Annotated in this window: 26 protein-coding genes; 9 read left to right on the top strand and 17 right to left on the bottom strand. The window is 68.3% G+C overall.

Annotated features, from left to right (window positions below; genetic code table 11):
- Positions 1 to 12 precede the first annotated feature (12 nt).
- Positions 13 to 291: a DUF2087 domain-containing protein gene (locus BGN98_RS07240; RefSeq protein WP_051498915.1), complete on the bottom strand. Its 279-nt coding sequence runs from the start codon at positions 289 to 291 to the stop codon at positions 13 to 15.
- Positions 292 to 401: 110 nt separating this feature from the next.
- Between BGN98_RS07240 and BGN98_RS07235 the strand changes: the two genes are divergently transcribed.
- Positions 402 to 722 carry a hypothetical protein gene (locus BGN98_RS07235; protein WP_036291262.1) on the top strand — a complete coding sequence of 107 codons (321 nt, stop codon included), beginning with the start codon at positions 402 to 404 and terminating at the stop codon, positions 720 to 722.
- A gap of 121 nt (positions 723 to 843) precedes the next feature.
- Here BGN98_RS07235 and BGN98_RS07230 read toward each other — a convergent pair whose 3' ends face one another.
- Positions 844 to 1,515 carry a cation diffusion facilitator family transporter gene (locus BGN98_RS07230; protein WP_197017322.1) on the bottom strand — a complete coding sequence of 224 codons (672 nt, stop codon included), beginning with the start codon at positions 1,513 to 1,515 and terminating at the stop codon, positions 844 to 846.
- 24 nt (positions 1,516 to 1,539) lie between these two features.
- Between BGN98_RS07230 and BGN98_RS07225 the strand changes: the two genes are divergently transcribed.
- The gene (locus tag BGN98_RS07225) at positions 1,540 to 1,905 is read left to right on the top strand and encodes an ArsR/SmtB family transcription factor (protein ID WP_288120493.1); all 366 of its coding nucleotides are present in this window, start codon (positions 1,540 to 1,542) and stop codon (positions 1,903 to 1,905) included.
- Positions 1,902 to 2,906 carry a cation diffusion facilitator family transporter gene (locus BGN98_RS07220; RefSeq protein WP_036291260.1) on the top strand — a complete coding sequence of 335 codons (1,005 nt, stop codon included), beginning with the start codon at positions 1,902 to 1,904 and terminating at the stop codon, positions 2,904 to 2,906. The genes BGN98_RS07225 and BGN98_RS07220 overlap by 4 nt, the downstream gene beginning before the upstream one ends.
- A gap of 34 nt (positions 2,907 to 2,940) precedes the next feature.
- Here the strand turns inward: BGN98_RS07220 and BGN98_RS07215 are convergent, their stop codons facing one another.
- Genes BGN98_RS07215 through BGN98_RS07205 form a run of 3 tightly spaced genes read right to left on the bottom strand, consistent with a single transcriptional unit; the run spans position 2,941 to position 5,891 of the window.
- The gene (locus tag BGN98_RS07215) at positions 2,941 to 4,521 is read right to left on the bottom strand and encodes a site-specific integrase (RefSeq protein ID WP_288120490.1); all 1,581 of its coding nucleotides are present in this window, start codon (positions 4,519 to 4,521) and stop codon (positions 2,941 to 2,943) included.
- Complete coding sequence (locus tag BGN98_RS07210) at positions 4,518 to 4,856, bottom strand: helix-turn-helix domain-containing protein (RefSeq protein ID WP_036287725.1); 339 nt, start codon at positions 4,854 to 4,856, stop codon at positions 4,518 to 4,520. The genes BGN98_RS07215 and BGN98_RS07210 overlap by 4 nt, the downstream gene beginning before the upstream one ends.
- A 6-nt stretch (positions 4,857 to 4,862) precedes the next feature.
- Positions 4,863 to 5,891, bottom strand: a complete 1,029-nt coding sequence (locus tag BGN98_RS07205) for a tyrosine-type recombinase/integrase (RefSeq protein WP_231477158.1) — start codon at positions 5,889 to 5,891, stop codon at positions 4,863 to 4,865.
- A gap of 521 nt (positions 5,892 to 6,412) precedes the next feature.
- Here BGN98_RS07205 and BGN98_RS07200 point away from each other — a divergent pair.
- Positions 6,413 to 6,964 (top strand): HdeD family acid-resistance protein, encoded by a 552-nt coding sequence (locus BGN98_RS07200; RefSeq protein WP_036287731.1) that lies wholly within the window; start codon positions 6,413 to 6,415, stop codon positions 6,962 to 6,964.
- A gap of 65 nt (positions 6,965 to 7,029) precedes the next feature.
- On the opposite strand, the gene BGN98_RS07195 is transcribed toward BGN98_RS07200, so the two are convergent.
- Together BGN98_RS07195 and BGN98_RS07190 are read right to left on the bottom strand one after the other, a co-directional pair.
- The gene (locus tag BGN98_RS07195; protein WP_288120488.1) at positions 7,030 to 9,012 is read right to left on the bottom strand and encodes a S9 family peptidase; all 1,983 of its coding nucleotides are present in this window, start codon (positions 9,010 to 9,012) and stop codon (positions 7,030 to 7,032) included.
- A gap of 2 nt (positions 9,013 to 9,014) precedes the next feature.
- A complete protein-coding gene (locus BGN98_RS07190) occupies positions 9,015 to 9,779 on the bottom strand; it encodes an SDR family oxidoreductase (protein WP_039416052.1) in 765 nt (254 codons plus the stop codon).
- A 151-nt stretch (positions 9,780 to 9,930) separates the two neighbouring features.
- Here BGN98_RS07190 and BGN98_RS07185 point away from each other — a divergent pair, with 151 nt between their 5' ends.
- From BGN98_RS07185 to BGN98_RS07170, 4 genes are all read left to right on the top strand, one after another.
- A complete protein-coding gene (locus tag BGN98_RS07185; protein WP_288120485.1) occupies positions 9,931 to 10,446 on the top strand; it encodes an NfeD family protein in 516 nt (171 codons plus the stop codon).
- Positions 10,446 to 11,405 carry an SPFH domain-containing protein gene (locus BGN98_RS07180; RefSeq protein WP_288120483.1) on the top strand — a complete coding sequence of 320 codons (960 nt, stop codon included), beginning with the start codon at positions 10,446 to 10,448 and terminating at the stop codon, positions 11,403 to 11,405. Before BGN98_RS07185 ends, BGN98_RS07180 begins: the two co-directional genes overlap by 1 nt.
- Entirely contained in the window at positions 11,402 to 12,175 is a 774-nt protein-coding gene (locus tag BGN98_RS07175; RefSeq protein ID WP_288120481.1) for a glycerophosphodiester phosphodiesterase family protein, read from the top strand. Before BGN98_RS07180 ends, BGN98_RS07175 begins: the two co-directional genes overlap by 4 nt.
- Before the next feature lie 101 nt (positions 12,176 to 12,276).
- On the top strand, positions 12,277 to 12,651 hold the full coding sequence (locus BGN98_RS07170) for an RNA polymerase-binding protein RbpA (RefSeq protein WP_005049356.1): 375 nt from the start codon (positions 12,277 to 12,279) through the stop codon (positions 12,649 to 12,651).
- 3 nt (positions 12,652 to 12,654) lie between these two features.
- Here the strand turns inward: BGN98_RS07170 and lnt are convergent, their stop codons facing one another.
- The 9 genes from lnt to BGN98_RS07125 form a co-directional block, all read right to left on the bottom strand.
- Entirely contained in the window at positions 12,655 to 14,259 is a 1,605-nt protein-coding gene (lnt, locus tag BGN98_RS07165) for an apolipoprotein N-acyltransferase (RefSeq protein WP_288120478.1), read from the bottom strand.
- A 23-nt stretch (positions 14,260 to 14,282) separates the two neighbouring features.
- Positions 14,283 to 16,763 carry a DEAD/DEAH box helicase gene (locus BGN98_RS07160; RefSeq protein WP_288120476.1) on the bottom strand — a complete coding sequence of 827 codons (2,481 nt, stop codon included), beginning with the start codon at positions 16,761 to 16,763 and terminating at the stop codon, positions 14,283 to 14,285.
- Positions 16,760 to 17,512, bottom strand: a complete 753-nt coding sequence (gene tatC, locus BGN98_RS07155) for a twin-arginine translocase subunit TatC (protein WP_036287794.1) — start codon at positions 17,510 to 17,512, stop codon at positions 16,760 to 16,762. Before tatC ends, BGN98_RS07160 begins: the two co-directional genes overlap by 4 nt.
- Before the next feature lie 65 nt (positions 17,513 to 17,577).
- On the bottom strand, positions 17,578 to 17,823 hold the full coding sequence (locus tag BGN98_RS07150) for a twin-arginine translocase TatA/TatE family subunit (RefSeq protein ID WP_036287757.1): 246 nt from the start codon (positions 17,821 to 17,823) through the stop codon (positions 17,578 to 17,580).
- Positions 17,824 to 17,882: 59 nt separating this feature from the next.
- Complete coding sequence (locus BGN98_RS07145; RefSeq protein WP_016465288.1) at positions 17,883 to 18,851, bottom strand: helix-turn-helix transcriptional regulator; 969 nt, start codon at positions 18,849 to 18,851, stop codon at positions 17,883 to 17,885.
- On the bottom strand, positions 18,848 to 19,852 hold the full coding sequence (locus BGN98_RS07140; protein WP_036287763.1) for a helix-turn-helix transcriptional regulator: 1,005 nt from the start codon (positions 19,850 to 19,852) through the stop codon (positions 18,848 to 18,850). Before BGN98_RS07140 ends, BGN98_RS07145 begins: the two co-directional genes overlap by 4 nt.
- 49 nt (positions 19,853 to 19,901) lie before the next feature.
- Complete coding sequence (locus tag BGN98_RS07135) at positions 19,902 to 20,852, bottom strand: FKBP-type peptidyl-prolyl cis-trans isomerase (RefSeq protein WP_036287765.1); 951 nt, start codon at positions 20,850 to 20,852, stop codon at positions 19,902 to 19,904.
- A gap of 4 nt (positions 20,853 to 20,856) precedes the next feature.
- Positions 20,857 to 21,903: a tRNA (adenine-N1)-methyltransferase gene (locus BGN98_RS07130; protein WP_061683416.1), complete on the bottom strand. Its 1,047-nt coding sequence runs from the start codon at positions 21,901 to 21,903 to the stop codon at positions 20,857 to 20,859.
- On the bottom strand, positions 21,900 to 22,586 hold the full coding sequence (locus tag BGN98_RS07125; protein WP_288120471.1) for an HAD family hydrolase: 687 nt from the start codon (positions 22,584 to 22,586) through the stop codon (positions 21,900 to 21,902). Before BGN98_RS07125 ends, BGN98_RS07130 begins: the two co-directional genes overlap by 4 nt.
- 113 nt (positions 22,587 to 22,699) lie before the next feature.
- Between BGN98_RS07125 and BGN98_RS07120 the strand changes: the two genes are divergently transcribed.
- Positions 22,700 to 23,566, top strand: a complete 867-nt coding sequence (locus BGN98_RS07120) for a PAC2 family protein (RefSeq protein ID WP_288120469.1) — start codon at positions 22,700 to 22,702, stop codon at positions 23,564 to 23,566.
- On the opposite strand, the gene BGN98_RS07115 is transcribed toward BGN98_RS07120, so the two are convergent.
- Complete coding sequence (locus BGN98_RS07115; protein WP_036287774.1) at positions 23,567 to 24,400, bottom strand: undecaprenyl-diphosphate phosphatase; 834 nt, start codon at positions 24,398 to 24,400, stop codon at positions 23,567 to 23,569.
- Positions 24,401 to 24,410 lie beyond the last annotated feature (10 nt).

Raw genomic sequence — 24,410 nt, 5'->3', positions numbered from 1 at the left:
CACCCCTCCACGCTACTCGTGCGTTCGCACGTGTTCGGACCCGGATGCCGTGCGGCGAAGGAGCCCGTGATCGACCAGGTAACGCCGAAGCACGGCGACGTCGCCGTTCGGCGCGTCTGGCTCTAGCTGCTCGTTGACGTCGCGCTCGCGCAGGACGGTGTCGGGGGAGAAGGCGCGCCCGGCGACGTGCCGCAGGACCGCGAGACGACCAGCGGCCTGTGCGGGGTAGCGATCGATGCGGCCGTCGCTGTCGAGGAAGCGCTCAGGACCGCGCGGGCGCGGAGACGACACCCAGCGCCTGCAATCGTCGTAGAGCGCGCGCACGCCGCCGCGCGGTGAGGGGAGCGGATGCCGTCTCGCCCAGAACCGCGCGCACATCGTCGTCGCGCTTCGCTCTCACGGTGCACCACTTCTTCGCCGGCGGCGCGGTACTCTTCGCGGCGGCGCTCGCGCTCATCTTTGGCTCCGCGATGTCATACGACGGGATACTGAGCTTGATCGGGTGGCCTATTCTGGCGCTCATCGTTGCGGTGGTATCAATCATCGCAGCCATGGTGCTCGGACTCCCGATCCGCCTCATACCCAGCCTCCGGTCGTGGTGGCGATCGCACGGCTACCTCGCGCGCGGCCCCGATGGGTGGGCACTGCTCGCAGCGTGGTCCATCTTCTCGATCTCGGTCGCGCACGTCGTGTGGCCCACCCGCGGCGCACGCATCGGGTGATCCTCATAGTGGTGTGGGTGCGTATTGCTGAGCGGCGTATTCTCCCTCGGTGGTTCGCCGACAGCTGTCGAGTGGGGGAAGCATCTCGGGCTGTCGGGCTGGAGACTTCATCGCGCTTGCGTCAGCCGTCGTCGAAGTCGACGTCCTTGCCGCGCAGGGCCGCGATGGCCTTGCTGATCAATCGGACGGCTGCGACTGCGATGAGCGCGGAGACTGCGAGGGCGAGGATCGGGTCGAGCCAGTAGAGCCCATCGGTGGCGAGGATGATCAGGCCGGCGATGACGATCGCGGCCGCGATTGCGGCATCAGCGAGGGCGTCGAGGAGCACGGAGCGCATGTGTAGGTCCTCATTGCCGGCAGAGAAGCCAAGTACGAACGCGCCGGTCAACATCACGACGAGCGTGATCAGCGCGACGATCACGACGGGCAGTCCCTCGATCGGCGGGGACCCTTCGCGCAACCGCGAAACCGCCTCAAAGACCACCGCGACGGTGACCACGAGGAGCAGGGTTGCGTTGATCAGCGCGGCGATCGCGATCGGTCGGTGCGCGTGCGGGTGATTCGGGTCCCGGTCGCGCAGAGCGATCGCGATGAGGCCGAGGATCAGGGCGAGGCAGTCTGCGATGGTGTCGCCAGCGGCGGCGAGCACGCTCACCGAGTTCGCGACCACCCCGACGATCACGAGGCCGAGGATGAGTGCCGCGTTGAGGCAGAGCACGATCGTCACTCGGCGACGCTGGCTCCAGCGCGGTGTTCGTGTGGCCGCGGTGGTGGGGTTGGTCTTGTCGCTCACGGAACCAGCGTAATGTATCTGCGTATGAGTGCAGATAAGCAGCAGTGTGGGTATTCGACCGAGAGCCCGTATGTGGAGCTCGCGGTTGAGGTGTTCGCGATGCTCGCTGACGCGACCCGCGTGAGGGTCATCCTCGCGCTGCAGGAGGCTGGCGAACTGTCCGTGAACCATCTCGCCGACATGGTCGACAAGTCGCCGACTGCGGTGTCCCAGCACCTGGCGAAGCTGCGTCTGGCCCGGATCGTCTCGACCCGCCAGGAGGGGCAGCGGGTGTTTTACCGGCTCGAGAACGAGCACGCGTCCCGTCTCGTGGCCGATGCGATCTTCCAGGCCGAGCATTCCCTCGGCGGGACCCCCCGTCACCACCACCTCGATCAGGATGCCCGATGAGCCACCCGCACGATCATCTCGCTCACGGCCACGACCACAGCGCTCACGATCATGACCACGACCACGACCACGACCACGACCAACCGACCGGGTTCAAGGGCTTTCTGTATGGGCTGTTTGTGCCGCATACCCATGACGCGGCGGACTCGATCGATGATGCGATGGAGGCCAGTCACGAGGGCGTGCGCGCTCTGATCATCAGCATGGTGATCCTGCTCGTCACGACGATCCTGCAGGCGGTGGTGTTCTTCCTCAGCGGGTCGGTGGCCTTGCTGGCAGACACGGTGCATAACTTCTCTGACGCGCTCACCGCGATCCCGCTGTGGGTCGCGTTCGTCCTCGGCCGCCGCGTTGCGACACGCCGATACACGTATGGGTTCGGCCGTGCCGAGGACCTCGCGGGCTTGTTCATCGTCTTCGTGGTGCTGCTGTCCGCGGTGGTCGCGGCCTGGCAATCTGTCGACCGGTTGCTGCATCCGCAGCCGCTGCAGAACGTGTGGTGGGTGATCGCCGCGGGCATTATCGGCTTCGCGGGAAATGAGGCCGTCGCGATCTATCGGATCCGCATCGGCCGTCGAATCGGCTCCGCGGCTCTTGTCGCTGACGGGGTCCATGCTCGAACCGATGGGTTCACGTCCCTCGCGGTCGTGATCGGCGGGGTCGGGGTCCTGCTCGGGTTCCCGCTCGCCGATCCGATCGTCGGCATCGTCATCTCGATTGCGATCTTCATTCTGCTGCTCGGAACGATCCGCTCCATCGGGCGCCGTCTCATGGACGCGATCGAACCCGATCTCCTTGACCGCGCAGAGCACGCCTTGGAGCATGTCGACGGCATCGAACGCGTGGAGCGGGTTCGGCTGCGTTGGGTCGGCCACCGTCTCGAAGGCGACGCGATCATCACTGCGGTTGCCGAGCATGCCGATGTCCGCGAGCAGGCCGAGGCGAGCATTCACGCGCATCTGCCTAACGTCGATGAGTTCCTCATCAGCGTCCGTTATTGATCGCGGGCCAGGCGGTGGGCCGCTTGCGTGAGGCTTAGGCGGTTGGTGAATGGGCGTAGGGGCAGTCAGCGAGGCAGCATCCGTAGATTCGGTCGTCGGGTGCGCCCATGTCGGCTTCGTCGGTGCAAGAGCAGTCGGGGCATGCGCACGGCCGGGCTGCTTTATGGTTGCGTGCGTTGGTGAGGTAGTCGATGAACTGGGCGCCGGCGTTGCGGCGATGTTGCTCTGTGACCGTGTAGCTGTAGTTGAACGAGTCTGCGACGATGGGTGCGGGCATCTGGAGGACGAGCTCGCGGAGGGCGGCGTTCTTGGTGCCGCGGAGATCGATGCCGGCGTCGCGGAGCAGGCTCATCAGCGTGCCCTGGTGGATGGGCTGGCCGGGGCGGCCACCGGGGAAGAGCCAGCGGTTGTCTCGGTGGGCTGCGGTGTTCAGGTTGGGGAGGTCCTCGATGCGCGCGTGGACGACGCTCGCGAAGGGCTCGGGGATGCGCAGGTGCTCGGCGGCGAACCGGATGGTGATCCCGTGGCCGTCGATGCGGAGCTGATCGAGCTGCATGCGCGCGATCCGCGCCAATGGTTGCCCGTGGATCAGGAGCAGCAGTGCTGCAGTGCGCTCGAGCGGGCGCAGGGATGTTGCGGGGACGAGGAGCTGCTGGATGTGCGCGAGGCGCTGTTGTTGGGTGATGACAGGGGTGGTCTTCGCGAGCCGGTAGGGGATCTCGATGACGGGGAGGTGGCCATGTTTCATGGCCCAGCGGATGAATCCGCGGGCCAGGCTTCGTGTGGTGGGGCCGCCGGTGAGCCAGCCGTCGATGTGCGCTTGCCGACAGCCCGCCGGGGTGGTGTGTTGCGCGCGGAGGTAGGCGAGGAACTCGAGCGCGACGGTGGTGGATTGTTTAGCGGAGAGGAACGTGCCTTTCTTCAGCTGGCCGGTCTCGGCGAGATAGTTCATGCGGTTGAGGTGGACCCAGCGGCCATATTGGATGATCAATCGTGCATCGTCCGGGTGCGCGAGCGCGGCCTTCCGTGCCAGCCAGGCTTGGAACCTTTCGATGTCGAGATGGACGGGGGAGAGGATCCCGTGCTCGATGCAGAGCTCGCGGAGGAACCCCACTCGGCTCGGGGCGGGATGCTCGGTGAAGGTGGTGTGTTCGAGTGGGACGTCGCCGCGGGCAAGCGCTCTGATCAGGGCGACGGCCTCTGTGTTCGTGATCAGCCAGATCTTCGCGCTGCGGGCATGCTTCTGTCCTGTCAGGGCATGGAACAGAGGCTGCAGGTGCGGGGCAATCTCGCCGTCGCCGTTGTCGAAGAGGTGGGTGAGGTCATCGGTGAGGCAGCAGTGGGCGCAGAGTCCAGCGCGGACGGGTTCGTCTTCGCGCCCGCAGCGGGTGCAGTGGAAGTCTTTCGGGATCCCTGTGCAGTCGGTGCAGGCGGGAGCGCTGTCGAGGAGGCCGGGAAGGAGCCGGTTGGTGCCGCATCCCGGGCAGGTGCCGTGGATGCGTGTGGCTCTCTGGTAGCAGCGCCGACAGATGCGTCCCTCGGGCCATGTCGTTGCGAACTTGACGCCGGTGCGTTCGCAGCGTGCGCAGCCGGCATCGACGCGGTGCCGGCTCAACTGGGTCGATGGATTCGCGCGCGAGCGGGCCGGACTCCATCGGAGCGGACCGTGGCAGCTGCATCCGCGGTTCCGGTGGCGCGGGTGCGGGACGCGGTGGCAGTGACCGTCACGGGGACCAGGTCCTCGAAGGCGCAGTCCAGGGTGTCGAGGATCGCGCCGAGCAAGGTGAGGTTGATCCTCTCCGGTGTGCTGCTGAGGAGCCTGTAGAGCTGCGAGTCGGAGAGTGTGATGCCGCGGTCGGCAAGGTGGGGGATCAGGTCGGAGATGGTGGTCATCCCGCGGGCAGCCATCAGCTCCCGCAGGCGCCAGCCGTGGTCAACGCGTCGGATCATCAGATATCACTCCTGTGTCGTGAGGGCTTGTGTGGCCATGCGGGCGATCGCATCGTCGACGACGCGGGCCCGGTAGTCGGGGGAGAGACCGGTGTAGATGGATGTGGTCGACGCGTGCTCGTGGCCGACCTGCTGCTGGATGAAGAACGCGTCGTAGCCTTCCTCGACCAGGTGGGTGACGTAGGAGCGGCGCAGGGAGTGGAAGTCGAGATCGTCGTCCAGGCCGGCTTCTCGTTTCACCTCCGTGAACGTCCGACTGATCTGCCCGGCGGTGATGATCTGGTTGCCGCGCTCGCTCGGCCAAAGACTCGTGGACCCGGGCGGGGCGTAAAGCGGGTGGACCTCGTCACGCCATTGCTGCAAGTACTCGACCGCCCAGGAGAACTCCGGCAGAGTCAGCACCGTGCGGCGTTTCGGGGGAGAGCCCTTCATCGCCTTCCCGAATCGGACGTAGATGATGCCCGCGTCGCCGAACTGGCGCGCCCGGGGATTGGAGGCGAGATCGACCAAATCGAGCTGACGGACCTCGTTGCGACGAAGACCCCAGGCGTAGGCGACCTTCATCAACGTCGCAATCCGGAACGCCGGCACCCACCCCTTCACCCCAGCGCGTCGGATCCGCAGCACACGCTCGTCCGCGCAGTCGAAGAGATCCTCCAGCTCGTCCCGCGTGTAGGGGCGCTTGCCTGGCTCCGCGATCGACTCCGACGCGTGCCGTGCCGTGTTCCAGTCGTGGAAGACCTGTGCCGGGTGATCGCCGAACCGCTCCCAGCACTGCTCGCTCCACCCGTAAGCGGGATCGGTCAGATACTCCAGGAACATCCGCAGCGCGTTCTGATAGCCCAGCACCGTCGAGCGCGACGCACCACGAACGCCGCGCAGCTCCATGAAGAACTCGTCCACCAGCCCCGCCGTCCACGACCACGGGTAAGACTCCGCGAACGCACGAAAACGCAGCACGATCGACCGGCGCGCTTCCACGGTCGAGGGGGCGAGATTGCGTGCGAACTGCTGCGCCCGCCACCCATCCAGCATTGCCACCCAGACGTTCTCAGCCTCATTCAAGACCGCCGAACCCGACCGCAAATAGGCAGGAACCGCGCCCGGAACAGGCCCTTCAGACACTCGCATAATACGCGAAAGTCTCGCACTATCCGCGAATCGTCCGCAAGTGCGGCAGAGAAAAGCCAGGTCAGGAGCAATTCGGAATGTCAGCCTGACGACCGCAGCCGCAGTCACGACGCCCTCCACGCGGACGACATGACCCCGCAGTTCCAGACCGCACCAGGGGAGTCGTACCAGGTGTCGTATTCGCATCTAGCGAGAACGGGCCATCTTCTTTCTGACATAATGTGCATTATCGGCAAAAGCTCCACAGGCGCGACGCCGGTCGAGCGGCACCACTGCTCATCCGGCGCGAACGGGCGGATTCCGCACCGCCGAGCGACAGAACGGGCCCGATGACGCGTGCGGCGCGTCTTGGATCGCACGACCGAGCTGTCAGCGCTAACCTGAGAACATCTCCACTCACAGGAGATTTTAGAGAGGGCTCCGCCATGACTGCTGAACCTACCCTCGAGAAGACGGCGACCAACGGCATCCGGACCGCTCTCGGTCTGGGCGGCGCGCTGTCCGTCATCCTCGGCATCGTCATTCTCGTCTGGCCAGGAAAGACCGCGATGGTCGTGACCGCGATCATCGCGATCTACGCCATCGTCGCCGGACTCGTGTACGCGGGAATGGGAATCTTCGCAACCGGAAAGGGCGGGTGGTCGCGCGTCGGTCACGTGCTCCTCGGCGTGCTCTACGTCGTCGCCGGTATCGTCGCGTTCTCCAACCTCGGCCTGGCCGCACTCGCGCTGGCCGTCTTCCTCGGCATCCTCGTCGGCATCATGTGGGTCATCGAGGGCGTCGTGGCGCTCTCGACGCTCGATCTGGCGCCCTCCCGGGGATGGACGATCTTCTACGCGATCATCTCGATCATCGCCGGTCTCACGCTGCTCTTCTCGCCGCTGTGGGGCGCCGTCGTGCTGTGGTGGCTCATCGGAATCTCCGCGGTCGTCATGGGCATCATCCAGATCGGACGCGCCTTCTCGTTCGGCAAGTGACACGACACGAAGCGCCCCGCTCGCCGTGAGGCAGCGGGGCGCTTCGTCGTGGCGGATGCCGTGACTCAGTCGGCCGGGAGGTGACGCGACCACCAGTCGAGGACCGCGTCGAATCTCTCCACGCGATGGCGAGGGCGTCCCGAGCGCGTCAGTTCGTGGTTCTCCCCCGGGAAGATGAGCATCTCGGCATCCGTCCCCTGTCGCTTCAGCGCCGCGTAATAACGCGTCGCCTGCTCGAGGGGGCAGCGGAAGTCCAGCTCGGAGTGCAGGACGAGAGTCGGCGTGCGCACGTCGTGCACCACGGCCATCGGGCTTTGCCGTGCCATGTCCTCCGCATCGGTGCCGACGTATTCGTCTCCGAAGAACGATCCGATATCGCTGGTGCCCTGGAAACTCACCGGGTCGAGAAAGCCGCGCTCGACGATGGCACCGGCGAACCGGTGGTCGTGTGCGATGGTCCACGCGGTGAGATACCCGCCGTACGACCCGCCCTGGATGCCGACGCGCGCGCCGTCCAGACGAGCATCGCCGGCGACGACACCGTCGAGGAAATCGAGGACGTCCGTCATGTCGACGGTGCCCATGGCGCCGCGAATGCTCCGACCGTGCGCCCGACCGTATCCGGCGCTCCCCCGCGGGTTGCAGTACACAACGGCGTAGCCGGCATCGACGAGAACCTGCGTCTCATCGAACAGATGTATGCCGTACGACGCATACGGCCCGCCGTGGATCTGCAAGATCACCGGGAAGGGGCCCTCCCCCGCTGGGACGGCGACCCACCCGTGCACGGGATAGCCGTCACGGGCGACGATCTCCCGTTCCTCGGGCCGCACGATGGCCCGGGCCGCGGCGTCCGCACCGAACGTCGTCAGCGGGCCGGACCCGAGCAGTGACACCTCGCCGAGGCTGAACGGCGTCGCGTAGGAGAAGACGATGCGCTCCCCCGCCGCCGCGTGACCGACGACCTCGACATCGCCGTCGACCAGCACCGAGACATCCCCGGCACGCGTCACGCGCAGGAGCTCGACGCGGCCACGCGTGCGGTTCTGGACGAGGAAGTCTTCTCCGAACGGGGTGGTGTGGGAGCCCACCTCTCCGAGGTCGACGGCGTCGGGGTCGGTGAGCGCGCGCGGCGCGGGCGCAGACAGCGGTCCCTCGAGCACGTAGAGCGCGACGTCCGGAGCGATGAAATCGATGCCGGACTCCCCCGGTCGTGATGCCAGGACGGCGATCGTGCCGTCGTCGGCGACGCCCACGTCGTCGACGGAGTAGCCCGCATCGCGAGAGAGCACCTCGATCGCGCCCGAGCCGTCGACGGCCACGGCGACCAGCGGCGTCCGCAGATCGCGACGATCGTCCTCGATCTCGTCGACGACCGTCAGCAGATGAGCGCCATCGGCCGTGAACACGACGCCGTGATGCGAAGCGGCGCCCGAGGTCAGCGCGGTCGCCTGTGCCCCGACTCGCCGTTCCTTGCCCGCCTCGCCCGCAGCCGTCGGCGCGGGCGCATAGAACGGCTCCGCACCGGTGTCGGGGGCATCGATGATGAAGAGATGCGACGGACGGTCGGCGAGGTAGCCAAGACCGTTGGCATGCCAGCGCACACCCGTGATGCGGCGCGGCGATTCCGCCTCTGCCGAGCGGCCCTCGACGGTTCCGTACCGTCCCTGCTCGGGCACCCGCGCGGTGAACGCGATGCGTCCTGCGTCGGGCGACCACGCGAAGGAGCTCACGCCACCGCGGGCCTCGGTCGTCTGCACCGGCTCGCCACCGGATGCCGGAATCACGAAGATCTGCGGGATTCCGTCGGCATCGGCGCGCACGAAAGCGACGTGCTGGCCGTCGGGCGAGACCTGCGGCGACGAGTCCGACACTCCGCGCGTGAGGCGCCGCGGTGCGCCGTCCGGCAGGTCGATCCGCCAGATCTGACCCACGTTGCGGTCGGCATCGAGGTCGGGACGCGAAGTGGCGAAGACGGTGAAGGATCCGTCCGGGGCGAGGCTGGGGCGCCCGACGCTGACGAGGGAGGCGATATCTGCGGCACGCATGCTCACTCTCCGCCGAACGAGCTCACGTCTCCGACGAGACGCGTGTTGTCGGCGGGAACCGGCTCGACGGCCGCGAGGGCGACCTCCGCGGCGAACTCCGACACGTTGTACAGCTTGCCGGCCGACTCGCGGCGATCGGCGATGGCGCCCGGGTTGGCGCGCTCGAGAAGCGTGGCGGTGATCGTGCCCTCGATCATGTCACCCGACACGACGACGAAGTCGATGCCCTGTTCGGCGAGGGCGGGGATCCGCTCGCGCAGCGCGTCTTCACCGGCACGCTTGGACAAGGCGACCGGCTCGTACTCGGGCATCGTCGGTGTCGTGCGGATGAAGTGGGCCTGGTGGCTCGTGACGAAGACCACCCGAGAGCCGTCGTGCAGCAGGGGCAGCGCGGCCTCGAGGACTCCCAGCTGGGCGTCGCGGTTGAGGACGAGCGCATAGTCGGCGCCCATTCCGCTCTCCATGCCGCCGGACGCGTTGAGGACGAGCAGATCGAGAGTCCCGAACGTCTCCTTGACGGCTTCCATCATCGCCGCGACCGAACCGGCATCGGTCAGATCGGCGCCGACGACCAGCACCTCGACGCCGAGTTCCCGCAGCTCGGCAGCGAGCTTCTCGGCCCGCGGCGCCTTGTTGCGGAAGTTGATGACGACGTTCGCGCCACCCTCGGCGAGGTAGCGAGCCGTGTCGGCACCGATGCCGCGCGAAGATCCGGTGACGAGGGCCGTCCGTCCGGCGAGGGAGCCGGCGGGGATGGGCTGGGACATGATTGCTCCTGCAAGAAGACGGATGCCGGGCGGATGTCGCCGCAGCCTTCTCGACACTATCAACCGGTGCCCGACGAACACCCGGCGGCTGGCCACCGCATCGAGACGGCCGGGTGTTAGGGTTCGAACAAGACCCACGAAGGGAGCGCGCATGCTGCCCGATCTCACGCAATATCTCTGGATCGCCTGGATCGTGCTCGCCGTGGTCTTCGTGATCATCGAACTGCTGACCCTCGAGTTCACCTTCCTCATGCTCGCCGCCGGCGCGGTCATCGGCGGCCTCGGCGTGAACCTGCTCGGCGGCCCCTGGTGGCTTCAGGTACTCATCGCCGCTGCCGTGTCGGCACTGCTGCTGTTCACGATCCGCCCGCTCCTGCTCACCGCGCTGCGCCGATCGAGCCAGCCGCACCCGACGAACGTCGACGCGCTCTACGGCATGGCCGTACGCGTGACGGCGCCCTTCGTCGATGGTCGCGGCTTCGTCCGTCTCGACAACGGCGAGCAGTGGACGGCAGAGCTCGCCCCGGCGGCCACCGCACTGTCTCCCGGCGACCGGGCTGTGGTCACTGCGGTGCGCGGTGCCACGGTCGAAGTGGCACCTGTCCCCTCCTCCCCCGCCACCGGCTCCCCGGCGGCATCCGACTCTCCCGAAAGGAGCACCGACTGATGGTCGACGTCGGAGCGTTCGTGGGTCAGATCTTCGTGATCGTCCTGCTCGTCGTGGTCGCGATCTTCGTGATCGTGGTTCTCTTCCGATCCATTCGGATCATCCCGCAGGCCTACTCCGGTGTCGTCGAGCGGCTGGGCCGCTATCAGCGCACCCTCTCCCCCGGGCTCAACATCCTGGTGCCGTTCATCGACCGCCTGCGACCCCTCGTCGACATGCGCGAACAGGTCGTGTCCTTCCCGCCGCAGCCGGTCATCACCGAGGACAACCTCGTCGTCTCGATCGACACGGTCGTCTACTTCCAGGTGACCGACGCGCGCGCCGCGACGTATGAGATCGCCAACTACCTGTCGGCCGTCGAACAGCTCACGACGACCACGCTCCGCAACGTCGTCGGCGGTCTCAACCTGGAAGAGGCGCTGACGAGTCGGGACAACATCAACGGGCAGCTGCGCGTCGTCCTCGATGAGGCAACCGGCAAGTGGGGCCTGCGGGTGTCGCGCGTCGAGCTGAAGGCCATCGACCCGCCCCACTCCATCCAGGACTCGATGGAGAAGCAGATGAGGGCCGAGCGCGAGCGTCGCGCGACCATCCTCACCGCCGAGGGATCGAAGCAGTCGCAGATCCTCGAGGCGGAGGGACGCCGTCAGGCGGCGATCCTGGGCGCAGAGGGTGACAAGCAGGCCGCGATCCTCCGTGCCGAGGGCGAGGCCGCCGCGATCCAGAACGTCTTCTCCGCGATCCACGCGGGCCGCCCCGACGACAAGCTCCTCGCGTATCAGTACCTGCAGACCCTGCCGAAGATCAGCGACAGCGCGTCGAGCAAGCTGTGGATCATTCCCAGTGAGTTCACGGAGGCGATGAAGGGTCTCGGAAGCGCGTTCGCCGCGCGCGCGGATGCTGGCGACGCACCGAGGCCGCCCGCGACGACGGCCACGCCTCCCACTGATCTCTCGTGAGCCACCCGTGGTTCGCCGCCACCGCGGCTCCGCGTGTGCTGGCTCATCGAGGTTTCGTTCCGAGCGACGCTGAGGGCATCGTGGAGAACACGGTCGCCGCTTTCGCCGCCGCGCATGCGATCGGCGCGAGGTATGTGGAATCGGACTGCCATCTGACCGCCGACGGCGTCGTGGTCTTCTTCCACGATGAGGATCTGCTGCGGGTGGCCGCCGATCCTCGCAAGATCGCCGCCGTGCGTCATGACGAGCTCGCGGAGATCATGGCCGACCGCGGCGGTCTCGCGAGCGCCGCCGACACGATCGAGGCGTTTCCGACGCTGCGCTTCAACATCGACGTCAAGTCGCCCGATGCTGCTCGCCCCCTGGGCCGCGTGGTCGCCGGGCACGCGGATCGCGTGCTGGTCACGAGCTTCTCGGACGCGCGCCGCAGGCGAGCGCTCGATGCGGCACGTCGTCTCGGCGGCGAACCGGCGACCTCGGCCGGCCGCGAGACCATCGCGAGACTGCTGGCTGCCGTGTCGACGGGATCGAGCGCTCTGGTCAAACGCGTACTTCGCGGGGTGGATGCCGTGCAGATCCCCGAGCGCCAGGGACCGATGCGCATCGTGACACCACGCCTGCTGCGCCTCGTTCACGACGCCGACGTCGAGGTGCACGTCTGGACGGTCAACGACCGCCACGACATGGATCGACTGCTGGCTCTCGGCGTCGACGGTCTCGTCACCGATCGCGCCGACCTCGCACTGAACGCCACCGCCTCGCGCCCCTGATCAGGGCTGGGGATCCCCTGTGAAAGGGCGATTTGGCACGGCCGTTCGGATGAGGCACACAGGTCCGCACGTTATACCTGACACGACGAGAGGACCACACAATGGCAGATCGCAGCCTGCGCGGCATCCGACTCGGCGCCTCGAGCCTACAGAGCGAAGAAGGCGTCGTGTTCCATGAGCGCGCCAACCACACCTATGTCTGCACGCAGTGCGGACGCGAGACCGTGATGACCTTCGCGGCCGACGCCGAGCTTCCCGACGCCTGGGAATGCCGCACGTGCGGCGCCGAGGCCGTGCTCCGCGTGGGCGATTCGGTTGTCGAGGTCGACCACTCCGGCGACAAGGCTCCCCGCACCCACTGGGACATGCTGCTGGAGCGTCGCACCGTTCCCGAGCTGGAGGAGCTGCTCGAAGAGCGCCTCTCCCTGCTGCGCGCCCGTCGCGGCGCTGCGGACGACTCCCGCCTGAGCGCCTGACGCTCACTCCCCCGCTTCGACGCCGGCCCCTTCGGGGGTCGGCGTCTTCGGCGTGCGCGCGCGACGGCGGACGAGGAGGCCGACCAGGGCCAGCGCCACCACACTGCCCCACCCGAGCAAGGTCTGGATGGCATCGCCCAGAAGGATGCCGGGGGTCAGACCGGTACGCAGCGGCACGTCGGTGACCATCGCACCCGGCTCGTCGGCGGGCAGCGCGTCGATCGTGCGGCCGTCGGGTCCGATGATCTGACTGGTGCCGACAGTCGACAGGTTGACGACGGCGCGGCCGCTCTCGACGGCTCGAATGCGGGCGAACGCGAGTTGCTGGAGGTTCTCGTCGGTTCCGCGGAAGTCGGCGTTGTTCGTCTGGAACATGTACACCTGGGCCCCGGACACGGCGCCCTCGCGGATGACATCGTCGTAGATCACGTCGAAGCAGATGGCGAGCCCGACTCCCACACCGTTCACCTCGAACATGGGCGTCGTCGTCCCCGGCGTGTACTCGCGCTGGATGAGGCCGATGAGATCCGGGGCGAGCATGTTGTAGAACCAACGGTCCGGCACGTACTCGCCGAACGGAACCGGGTGGCGCTTGTCATACAGCGCCGTCGGGTTCTGGGCCCCGGCCTTCCACAGCAGCGAGGAGTTGAAGTACTGATCGCCGCGTTGGGTGACGCCGCTGACCAGCAGCGGTGCGCCGACACGGTCTGCCAGAGCGTCCAGAGCTGTGCGCACCGACGTGTTCGACAGCGGGTCGGCATCGATCCCACCCTCCGGCCAGAGCAGCAGATCGATGTCGCGGTCTTCGATGGGTCGCGTCGCCGCAAGTTGCGCGCGGAACACGTCGTAGGCGGCACGCTGATCGAAGTAGCCGGCCGGCCCGTTGCCCTGCACGGCCCCCACGCGGATGCTGCCGGCATCCGTCGTGGGAAAGGCGGGAAGAAGAAAGAGCACCAGGACGGTGATCGCCGCCGGCAGGATCCGCAGCGCCGCGGCGGGCACACCGCGGGATCGTCCGAGCCGCGCCGCCTCGATCGCCGCGGCACAGGCGAACACGATCAGGAACGACAGACCGCTCATCCCCGTCCACGACGTGACGTGCACGAGCGGCGAGTCCGCCTGCGTCACGGCGACGCGGGTCCAGGGAAAGCCTCCGTAGGGGAACGTGCCCTGCAGTTCCTCCCGCGACACCCACAACCCCGCCACGAGAGCCGGCAGCGCGAGGAGGCGTCCTGCGGCGCCGGGTGCCCAGCGGGGCAGCCATCGATAGGCCCAGGCGATGGGAATGGCCATGACCGCCGTCAGCACCGACTCCAGCGTCGACAGCGCGATCCACGGCACCGGCCCGAGATAGCGGGCCGTGAAGGAGAAGTTCACGAAGAACAGGCCGACGCCGAAGAGGAGTCCGACCGTGAACGCGCCGCCGGTGCGCCGTCCGATGAGCGTCAGCAGCCCCAACGGCACGGCGACGAAGACCGCGGGCCACCACGACAGCGCGGGGAACGCGAGCGTGAGCACCAGGCCCGCGGCCGTCGCGACGACAGCTGCCGCCCACAGCGGAAGAAGCGGTCGCACCGGCGGGGCGGCAGGACGAAGTCGTTCGGGCACGGATCGAGCCTAGGCGAGCGGATTCAGGAGGAGCCGTACGCGACGATCCCGCGTCGGACGGCATCGAGGGCGGCGCGCGCCGTCGTGGCGAGCGGAGCGTCGGCGACCATCGACAGCTGATCGAGCAGATCGATGGTCTGCTTCGTCCAGCGGACGAAGTCGCCCGCGGCGAGATCCGCCTCGTGCAGCACACGGTCCAGCGAGGCCCCGCGCGCCCAGGAGTGCATGGCCTGGGCAAGCCCCGTGGCCACCGGGGACGACCCCGGCAGGCGATGGTCCTGCTCCAGATCGTCGAGGCGCGCCCACAGCTCCTGGGTCGCCGTCAAGGCCCCCCGGAACGTACCGCGCGGAAGTCCGTGCTCGCCCGGGCCGCTCTCGTCGCGACGCGGCTCATACACGAGACAGCAGGCCAGGGCGGCCAGGCCGGATGGATCGAGGTCTTTCCAGATACCGGTGCGCAGAGACTCCGCCACAAGGAGATCCCGTTCCCCGTAGATCCGCTTCATCGTCGCACCGGCCGCCGTCAGCGCGGTGGCTCCGTCGGCATCGACGTGCACATAGTCCAGCGCGGTGAGCACGTCGACGACCCGGTCGAAGATGCGGGCGACGGTTCCGGTGCGCATGTCGATCTGCTGACGCAACTTGTCGCTGTGGCGCCGGAGCTTCCCGTACCGTTCGGCCCATCGGGCGTGCTTCTCGCGGTCGGGGCAGCTCTGGCACGGATGCCGCTTGAGACTGCGCCGCAGCGACTCGATCTGCTCCTGACGCTGCTGGCGCACCTTCGGAGGGCCGGAGCGGTCGCCCTTGCGTTCGAGGTCGCCGAGCTCGCGTCTCATCCGGGAGAACTCGGCGAAGTCACCCCGATCGCACGCCATCGACGCCGCGTAGCCGGCCAGGGAGACCTCGGCATCCTTGACCTCGCGCGCGAGCCCGACCACGGCGCGGTCGGCCTGGAACTGAGCGAACGACGACTCGAGGATCTCGCGCGCTCGGGAACGACCGAACTGGTCGATGAGGTTGACCGCCATGTTGTACGTCGGGCGGAAGCTCGAGTTGAGCGGGTAGGTGCGCCGCGAGGCCAGGGCGGCCACGGCCTGGGGATCGAGATTCTCACTCCACTGGATGACCGCGTGGCCTTCGACATCGATGCCGCGCCGTCCCGCGCGCCCCGTCAGCTGGGTGTACTCGCCGGAAGTGATGGCGACCCGCGCCTCACCGTTGAACTTCTCGAGCTTCTCGAGGACGACGGTGCGCGCCGGCATGTTGATACCGAGCGCGAGTGTCTCCGTCGCGAAGACGATCTTGACGAGCTTGCGCTGGAAGAGCTCCTCGACGATCTCCTTGAACGCGGGGAGCAGGCCCGCGTGGTGAGCGGCGACACCGCGTTCGAGGTTCTCCCGCCACTCCCAGAAGCCGAGCACGGCGAGATCCTCGTCGGGAAGCGTCAGCGTACGCTCGTCGACGATCCGGCGGATCTCATCGCGCTCGTCGCGGTCTGTCAGACGCACACCGGAGCGTCGAACCTGCTGCACCGCGCCCTCGCAGCCCGCACGGCTGAAGATGAAGAAGATCGCCGGCAGGAGGTTCGCCCGCGCCAGCAGCTCCACCACCTGTGGCCGGTCGACGCGCTCGATGCGCTGCATGTCGGCAGAGCGCAGCGGCCGCGTTGCCCCCTTCGAGGGCCGCGGGCCGCCGGATCGATCGCCCTGCGACCGGTGACGCTGTGAGCGGTAATCCTGAGCCCGGCGATTGCTCTCGAACGTGGAGCCGCGCACCGATCGCAGGCGCATGAGCTCCTGATTGACCTGCGCGGTCGCGATGCCGGCCCGGTCGTCGAACAACGGCAGTAGATCGCCACGGACCAGCACATGCTGTTCGAGCGGAACGGGTCGGGTCTCGGAGACGATGACCGCGGTGTCACCACGCACGGTGTCGAGCCAGTCGCCGAACTCCTCGGCATTGGACACGGTGGCCGACAGCGACACCAGCTTCACGCGCGACGGCAGATGGATGATGACCTCCTCCCACACCGCGCCGCGGAACCGATCGGCGAGGTAGTGGACTTCGTCCATCACCACGTAGCGCAGACCGCGCAGCGCCGGGGAGTCGGCGTAGAGCATGTTGCGCAGCACCTCGGTGGTCATCACGACGACGCGGGCGTTGCCGTTGATGTTCGTGTCGCCCGTGAGCAGGCCCACCTCGTCCTCGCCGTACACCTGCTGCAGCTCGCGGAACTTCTGGTTCGACAGCGCCTTCATCGGCGTCGTGTAGAAGGCCTTCTCGCCGGGCTCGCGCATGGCCAGATGCACGGCGAACTCGCCCACGATGGTCTTTCCCGCGCCGGTGGGCGCCGCCACCAGCACGCTGCGTCCGTCCTCGAGGGCGTGGCATCCCGCGATCTGGAAGGGATCGAGGTCGAAGCGCTGGCCGTCGGCGAAGGAGGCCGTGATCGGATGCGCCTGGCGGGCCTGGGCCTGCGCGTAGCGGCTGGCGGGATCCGTCACAGGTCGAGCCCGAGCGCCTTCTCGCGCTTGGCGCGTCTGCGATCGAAGAGCACCGACAGCCCAGCCGCGGCGAAGTAGAGCACGGTGAGGATGCCGGCCAGCAGCAGCATGCTGACGATGTCGGCGGCGGGCGTGGCGAGCGCCGCGAACAGTGACGCAACGAGAACGGCGACCCGCCAGCCCCTCAGGATCGCCATACCGCTCATCACACCGGCGAGGTTCAACGCGACCAGGAAGACGGGAAGCACGAAGGAGACGCCGACGACGAGCAGCAGCTTGAAGACGAAGTCGTAGTAGTACTTCGAGTCGTAGATGTTCGACGCGCCCTGCGGAGTGAAGGAGGCCATGAGCTCCACGATGTGGGGCATGATCAGCCACCCGACGAACACGCCGGCGGCGAAAAGGGGCACGGCGGCGCTCACGAACCCGATGGTGTAGCGGATCTCCTTCCGGGTCAGACCCGGAACGAGAAACGCCCAGATCTGCCAGACCCACACCGGTGCGGAGAAGATGACGCCGACGGCCAGTGCGATGCGCAGCCGCATATCGAACGGGCCCGTGATGCTCTGGTACATCAGAGTGACAACGTCGCCGTCGCCGCGTTGCGCGGCGACGACCCGGATCGGCTCGGTCATCGCCCAGATGATGGCATCAGTGAAGATCCACGCGATGATCATGCCGACGACGAGCGCGATGATGCCGATGATGAAGCGTCGGCGCAGCTCCGTGAGGTGCTCCGCCAGCGACATCCGGCGATCGCGACGGGGCGCGTCGTCCTCGCCGAGACGAGCGGACTCGACCGTGGCCACCGACGTCAGGGCTTGGCGTCGGGTCCGGGCTCGGCGCTCGAGGCGGCCGTCCCGGCTGCGCTTCCGGTCACCGGCGGTGCGGGCGGCGCCGCGGCGGCGTCGTCTTCCTTCATCGCCTTCATCTCGCCCTTGAAGACGCGCGCGGACTGACCGACGCTCTTGGCCAGCGCAGGGAGCTTCGCCGCTCCGAACAGGAGCAGGATGATGACGACAAGGGCCAGCAGGTGCCAGCCGGTCAAGCCTCCGAGCATGAGGGTCTCCTCGGGTCTGGGGATATCGCCCAGTCTACCTGTCGGTCCCGCCGCCGGGCTCAGGCGTACTGGGCGAGCCCCGCCTCGGCCCACGCCGCGGCTGCGTGACGCGCGGCATCCGGTCCGACGATCTCCAGATCTCCGCCGAGCTTCGCCGCGACACGCTTCAGGCTGCGGGCATCCCCCACGCGCACCCGTGCCGAGCGCACCGCGGCGCCGGCATCGGCCGGGTCGTCGATCACGACGTAGTCGGCCAGCAGGGGCGCAGCCGATGCCCGATAGCGGACGACGACTTCGACGTCGCGGGAGGCACCCTCGAACAACGCGGGAACGCTGTCGTCGCCGTGGGTGCTCACGATGTCGGTGAGATGCACATCGGAGACGCGATCGAGATGGAAGGTGCGCATCGCCTGACGCAGGTGGCACCACCCCTGCAGGTACCACTGACCACCGGCGAGGTGGACCTTGACCGGGTCGACCGTGCGGGTGGTGGGCGCGGCATCCGGAGCTTGGTAGGTGAAGGCCACGGCGACGCCGTCGCGCAGCGCGCGATCGACCGTCAGACGGACGTCGTCGACCTCGCCGGACGCGACGATGACATCGGCCGGCACGCCCGAAGCGCCACGCGCGAGCTTGGCGAGCAGCCCCTGGATCACGCCGCTGTCGCCGACGCCGGGCAGCGATGCCGCGACGCGGAGTCCGGCGAGCAGGGCCGCCGCCTCCGGTGCCGTCAGACGCGGGGTGCGCTCGAGCCCGACGGTGTTGGTGATGACGATGAGATCCTGCTGATCGAGAAGATCCCAATCGATGTCGAACAGATCGTTCGCCATCTGCCAGAAGCCGCCGTCGCCGGGTAGCCCGATGACGGTCAGCTTCTCCACCATGGTCCGCATCTGCTCGACCGTGACGTCGAACTCCTCTGCCGCCTCGGTGAGCGAAACCTCGCCCTTCCCGATCAGGTAGGGCACCAGCTGGAGGATCAGGGCAGCGCGATCGGTGGCGAGAAGAGGCTTACGCCGCGCACTCATGATCGCTCCCCCGCGCCGGTGCCGTGCACACGTAGCGTGCGCTCCAAACGCGCGATCACCTGGTCGCGCAGTTCTCCCGGTTCGACCACGCGCACCTCCGGGCCGTACGAGGCCAGCTCGTCGGCGAAGATGTGGACGTCGACGTAGGGCACGCGGATTCCCTGGTCGGCGGGCGTCGCCCGGCGCGTGAGTCGCAGAGCGGCCTCGGTGCCCGGGGCGATCTCCAGCAGCGCCTGCTGACGGGCGGCGAGCTCCGCCAGTCCGGTCAGCGCACGCTCGCCGGCGCCCTCGCGCAGGGCGAGATCGAACGTCGTCCGCGTGATCGCGACATCCGACACGATCCGCGACAGCAGGAACGTGCGCACGTCACCCTGAATCAGATCGAACCCGTAGACGTGCCACCGCGCCTCGTACTCGATCAACGCGTAGGGCTGCACGCGACGCACGCGCGCACTCTCCTCTCCCGCCTTCAGATAGGAGAACTCGACGACGCGGCCCTGTTCGATCGCGCGCTGCATCGGCGCGAAGGCGGGCTCGCGCAGGTTCACGCGCGGCGAGTAGCCGATGATCGGCGCGTCGACGTCGATGCCCAACGCCCGGATCTTGCGCAGGCCGCTGCGCGCATCGGCCGACATCGAGCTCTCGCTCCACACACCGCCGGCGAGGTTCAGCACGGCGAGCTCGGCCGGCGTGAACTCGATGTCGGCGGGAAGCTCGTATTCTGCGGTGGGGATGCGGTACCGCGCCTCACGGAGATCGTCGGGGTCGGCGTAGTCGCCGATGGTCTCCACGGGGATGCCGAGCGAGCGGAGATTCTCCTTGTCGCGCTCGAACATCTTCTCCAGCGCGTCTTTGGAAGCCCCCGCGGAACCCTGCTCGCGGTAGCCGGCCACCGACGAGAGGATCGTGTCCTTCGTCAGCCCCTGCTCCGTCGCCATGAGTGCGACCACCAGGTTGACGAGGCGCTCCTCGGGCGCGCTGCGGCTGGTCTCGGTGGGCACCCGTCAATCTTAGGCGCCGCCTGTGGAGCGGCGGCGGTGCCGCGCGGGGTCAGGGGGCGGCGGGAGTGTCCACGCCCAGCACGTCGATGACGAACACGAGCGTCGAGCCCGCGGGGATCGATGAGGTGGTCTTGTCCCCATAGCCGAGGGACGGCGGGATCACCACGAGGATCTGCGACCCGACCGTCTGCCCCTTCAGAGCCTGCGCGAAGCCCGGCACGACGGCATCCAGCGTGACCGCCGTCGATGCCCCCTTATCCCACGTCGAGTCGAACACTTTACGATCGGCCCACGTGAGGCCCGTGTAGTTGATCCGGATCTGATCGCCGTCTCCGACGGCGGGGCCGTCGCCCTTCTTCAGCACCTCCACGGCGAGGTCGGACGGCGGCGCGGTGTCCGGGATGATGATGCCCGGCGTGCCGTTGGGAGCCAGCACGACGGAGGGCATCCCCCGTCGATCGTTGTACTGGGGCGTGCCGTCCGCCGCGGCGAGGTAGACCTTCTGCAGGTCGATCGCCACGACGATCGAGTCTGCGCCGGTGAGGCCCCACCCCTGCGCGGCCTCGGCCGACAGCGCGCTGGCCGGAACGGCGCCGAGGATGCGGGAGCCCTCGGTCGCGCAGGTCATCAGCTCGGCGAAGCCGGCGTACTGCTCACGCCACTTCGACAGCGGCGTCACCTGCGTGCCCGACGTCAGGATCTTCTGACCGGTCGACCCGCTCATGATCGTGATGGTGAACTGCACATCCTGCATGTCGGAGGTGACCCGCAGGCCGGAGCCGACGGTCTCGTCCACGGCGACCGTGTGATCGACGTAGACCGGAGCGCTCAAGGTCACGTTGGGGGCGCCCTCAGCCCCGGAGACGCTCACCGTGTTGAGCACACCCGAGCTGTCGGTGGGGCGGTCGCACGAGGCCGCCGATCCGGGCGTCGAAGCGCATCCGACGAGGGTCAGAGCAGACAGGCCGATGACGGCGAGGGCAGCAGGGATCCGGCGCACCGGATCAGTCTACGTCGTCCGGTGCACCGCGCCCGGCCGTGACGGCGTCGGCCGTCGCCTGCCGAGCGCCGTCCGCTGCGCGCTGTGCCTCGCGCACGCGCTTGCGGAGGTTCTTGTCGGTGATCTGACGGTCGCCGACGGCCCCGGGCGTCCAGAGTTCGACGTCCTCATCGGCATAACTGGGCTTCTTCAGTGCGCGCTTGCGCACGTCCGGGGGCATCGCACCCGGTGCCAGGCGACGCGCCGTGATGAGAAACCCCGTGTGTGCGACCATCCGATGATCCGGTCGCACCGCGAGTCCCTCGACGTGCCATCCACGCACCATCGTCTCGGTCGCTTCGGGCTCGGTGAACAGACCGGTGGCGCGGATGTACTCCGCGACACGACTGAGTTGGGTCGCGGTGGCGATGTAGCAGAGCACCACACCCCCGGGCGTGAGAGCGTCGGCAACCGCGTCGATGCACTCCCACGGGGCCAGCATGTCCAGAACGACGCGATCCACGGATGCCGGGCCCACCGCACCGGGAAGCTCTTCCACGAGATCACCCACGACAACTTCCCAGCTGCCGGGCGTGTGCCCGAAGAAGGTCTCCACGTTGGCACGAGCCACCTCCGCGAACTCGTCACGGCGCTCGAAGGAGATCAGGCGCCCCGCCGGACCGATCGTGCGCAGCAGCCACATCGACAGCGCGCCCGAGCCCACACCCGCCTCGACCACCGTCGCGCCGGGGAAGATGTCGGCGGACGCCAGAATCTGCGCGGCATCCTTCGGGTACACGATGGCAGCACCGCGCGGCATCGACATCACGAAGTCGCGAAGCAGCGGCCGCAGTGCCAGGTACTCGTGACCACCGGAGTTGGTCACCACCGACCCGTCGGGCTGACCGAGCAGCTGTTCGTGTTTGAGCACGCCGTGGTGGGTGTGCAACTCGCCGCCCTCCCGCAGGGTGACGGTGTGGAGGCGGCCCTTGGGTCCGGTCAGCTGCACGCGGTCGCCCAGGCGGAACGGGCCGCTCGGGCGCAGGTCGACGAGGGATGTCGGGGTGGTCACGCGTGCTCTCCTGTGCGGTGGGTCCGGTGCGCCGCGTGGACCGCGGCGATGTCCTCGGGCGTACGGCCTGCGAGTGTCGGCCACACGGTGTGGGCGCCCGTCCCGACGAGCGAGACCATCAGCGGCACCCCGATCGTCGTGACGCCCGCGGCGACGGCGGCGCGCACGCCCGTCGGCGAGTCCTCGATCGCGACGGCGTCGGCGGGGTCGATGCCGAGGGCACGGCACGCATGCAGATATGCGTCCGGGAACGGCTTGGGACGCGTGACGTCATCGCCCGCGACGATGATCTCGAACAGCTCGGGAAAGGGCGCGACGACCTGTGATGCCATCCGCCGCATCGACATCGTCACCAGCGCACAGCGGATGCCGGCGCCGCGCAGCGCGGTCAGCAGCTCGTGCGCCCCGGGACGCAGAGGGTTCCCCCGCTCCGAAAGCAGGCGCGTCACCTCTGCGGTGAGGTGGGCGATGATGTCGGCGACGGACATCCGCACGCCGGCCTCCTGAAGGATCGCCCCGGAGGTCTCGAGTCCCTGACCCACCAGAGTCAGGGCCTGTTCGTGCGTCCAGGTGCCGCCGAAGCTCTCGACGAGGGCCGTCTCGGCCTCCATCCAGTAGGGCTCGGTGTCCACGAGGGTGCCGTCCATGTCCCAGAGAACGGCGGCGGGGAGGGCGGAGCTCATCGGTCCATGCTACCGACGCCCCTCGGCGCCGCTGTCGCGCGCGTGACGGCCGCCCTCGCGACGGCGTCGGCGCGTATCGTGGAGGAATCGATGGACCGTGCGAGAGGGGCGGAGTGGACGAACTGGGTAACCGCGTGCTGATCGTGGCCTTCGACGGCTGGAATGATGCGGGTGAGGCCGCCTCCGCCGCCGCGGCGCACATCCGCGAGTCCGGCGCGTACCGGGAGGTCTTCGCCGTCGACCCGGAGCTGTACTTCGACTACCAGTACACCCGCCCACAGATCACTCTCGACGCCGACGGCTCGCGCACGCTCACCTGGCCGGACGCCACACTGTGGCGACCGCTCCATCCCGCCGACGGCACACGCCTGTGGGTGCTGTCCGGGGTCGAGCCCGCGCGCGCCTGGCAGTCGTTCGCCGCCGAGCTCGTGGACGCCGCGCTCACGGAGGGCATCACCGGCATCGTCGCGCTGGGCTCGATGATGTCCGACGTTCCGCATACGCGACCGATCTCGGTGTTCGCCGGCAGCGAGAACGACACCCTCCGCGGCGCGCTCGGCCTCGAGAAGCCCACCTACGAGGGCCCGGCGGGCATCCTCAGCGTGCTCACTGCGGCTGCCGAGGCGGCCGGCATCCCGACGGCGGCGCTGTGGGCGAACGTTCCGCATTACGTCGCCGGCCATACCCCGTCACCGAAGGCCACGGTCGCGCTGCTGGACCGCGTCACCGATCTGACGGGCGCGGTCGTGGCGCGCGGGGAGCTCCCCGCTCAGGCACTGGCCTGGGAGGCATCGATCGACGCGGCCGCGGCCGACGACGAGGAGATGACCGAGTACATCCACCAGCTGGAGCAGACGCGCGACACCTGGGACTCGCCCGAGGCGTCCGGCGACGCCATCGCGCAGGAGTTCGAGCGGTACCTGCGCCGGGGCGGCGAGGGTCCCGGCAAACCTGGTCCGCCCGACCCTCGCCGCTCCTGATCAGTACGCCTGCAGGACGCCGAAGCTGAGCAGGATGATCAACAGGATGCCGAGCGCAAGCCGGTAGAGCACGAACGGCAGGAAGCTGCCGCGCTTGAGGTAGCGCATCAGGAACGCGATCACCGCGAGGCCCACGCCGAACGCGACGACCGTGGCGACGCCCGTCTCGAACATGTTGTACACCTGGTCGCCCGGGTCTTTGATGGCCTGCACCAGCTCGTAGAGGCCGCTGCCGAACACGGCCGGCACCGCAAGCAGGAACGCGACCTCCGCCGCGGCCGGACGGGTGTAGCCCAGGGCCAGGCCCATCGTCGTCGTCGCACCGGAGCGCGAGACACCCGGGACGAGGGCGAGCATCTGGGCCAGGCCCAGAGCGAGGCCGTGCCCGTAGGTCAGGTCCTTCTCGGTGCGGGTGCGGCGCCCCAACGCGTCGGCGGCGCCGAGCAGGAGACCGAAGACGATGAGCACGATCGCGACCAGCCAGAGGTTGCGGAACGTGTTGCGGATGGACTCCTGGAACAGGTATCCGGCGATGCCGATCGGGATCGTGCCGATGATGACGATCCACCCCATGCGGGCGTCGGGGTCGTTGCGCGGCACGCGGCCGGTCAGCGACTTCGCCCACTGGGAGATGATCCGCACGATCTTGCCCCAGAAGTAGACGAGCACCGCGAGCTCGGTGCCGATCTGGGTGATGGCGGTGAAGGTCGCGCCGGGGTCTTCGGCGGACGGGAGGAACTCGCCCATGATGCGCAGGTGGGCACTGGAGGAGACGGGGAGGAACTCGGTGAGTCCCTGGACCAGGCCCAGGATGATCGCCTCGAACAGGTGCATGGGGGCCCTT

Source organism: Microbacterium sp. 69-7, assembly GCF_001897985.1.
In the GTDB taxonomy this organism is placed as follows: Bacteria; Actinomycetota; Actinomycetes; order Actinomycetales; family Microbacteriaceae; genus Microbacterium; species Microbacterium laevaniformans.
Note: the sequence above shows the minus strand (reverse complement) of the source record. Positions and strands in the feature narration are given on the sequence as shown.

What these genes read in the sequence shown, in the direction of transcription:
- BGN98_RS07125 (WP_288120471.1), bottom strand. Translation starts at nt 22,586, where the DNA reads ATGAGCTCCGCCCTCCCCGCCGCCGTTCTCTGGGACATGGACGGCACC.
- BGN98_RS07205 (WP_231477158.1), bottom strand. Translation starts at nt 5,891, where the DNA reads ATGCTGGATGGGTGGCGGGCGCAGCAGTTCGCACGCAATCTCGCCCCC.
- BGN98_RS07180 (WP_288120483.1), top strand. Translation starts at nt 10,446, where the DNA reads ATGGTCGACGTCGGAGCGTTCGTGGGTCAGATCTTCGTGATCGTCCTG.
- BGN98_RS07150 (WP_036287757.1), bottom strand. Translation starts at nt 17,823, where the DNA reads ATGCTCGGAGGCTTGACCGGCTGGCACCTGCTGGCCCTTGTCGTCATC.
- tatC (WP_036287794.1), bottom strand. Translation starts at nt 17,512, where the DNA reads ATGTCGCTGGCGGAGCACCTCACGGAGCTGCGCCGACGCTTCATCATC.
- BGN98_RS07170 (WP_005049356.1), top strand. Translation starts at nt 12,277, where the DNA reads ATGGCAGATCGCAGCCTGCGCGGCATCCGACTCGGCGCCTCGAGCCTA.
- BGN98_RS07145 (WP_016465288.1), bottom strand. Translation starts at nt 18,851, where the DNA reads ATGAGTGCGCGGCGTAAGCCTCTTCTCGCCACCGATCGCGCTGCCCTG.
- BGN98_RS07200 (WP_036287731.1), top strand. Translation starts at nt 6,413, where the DNA reads ATGACTGCTGAACCTACCCTCGAGAAGACGGCGACCAACGGCATCCGG.
- BGN98_RS07210 (WP_036287725.1), bottom strand. Translation starts at nt 4,856, where the DNA reads ATGATCCGACGCGTTGACCACGGCTGGCGCCTGCGGGAGCTGATGGCT.
- BGN98_RS07185 (WP_288120485.1), top strand. Translation starts at nt 9,931, where the DNA reads ATGCTGCCCGATCTCACGCAATATCTCTGGATCGCCTGGATCGTGCTC.
- BGN98_RS07190 (WP_039416052.1), bottom strand. Translation starts at nt 9,779, where the DNA reads ATGTCCCAGCCCATCCCCGCCGGCTCCCTCGCCGGACGGACGGCCCTC.
- BGN98_RS07220 (WP_036291260.1), top strand. Translation starts at nt 1,902, where the DNA reads ATGAGCCACCCGCACGATCATCTCGCTCACGGCCACGACCACAGCGCT.
- BGN98_RS07115 (WP_036287774.1), bottom strand. Translation starts at nt 24,400, where the DNA reads ATGCACCTGTTCGAGGCGATCATCCTGGGCCTGGTCCAGGGACTCACC.
- BGN98_RS07195 (WP_288120488.1), bottom strand. Translation starts at nt 9,012, where the DNA reads ATGCGTGCCGCAGATATCGCCTCCCTCGTCAGCGTCGGGCGCCCCAGC.
- BGN98_RS07225 (WP_288120493.1), top strand. Translation starts at nt 1,540, where the DNA reads ATGAGTGCAGATAAGCAGCAGTGTGGGTATTCGACCGAGAGCCCGTAT.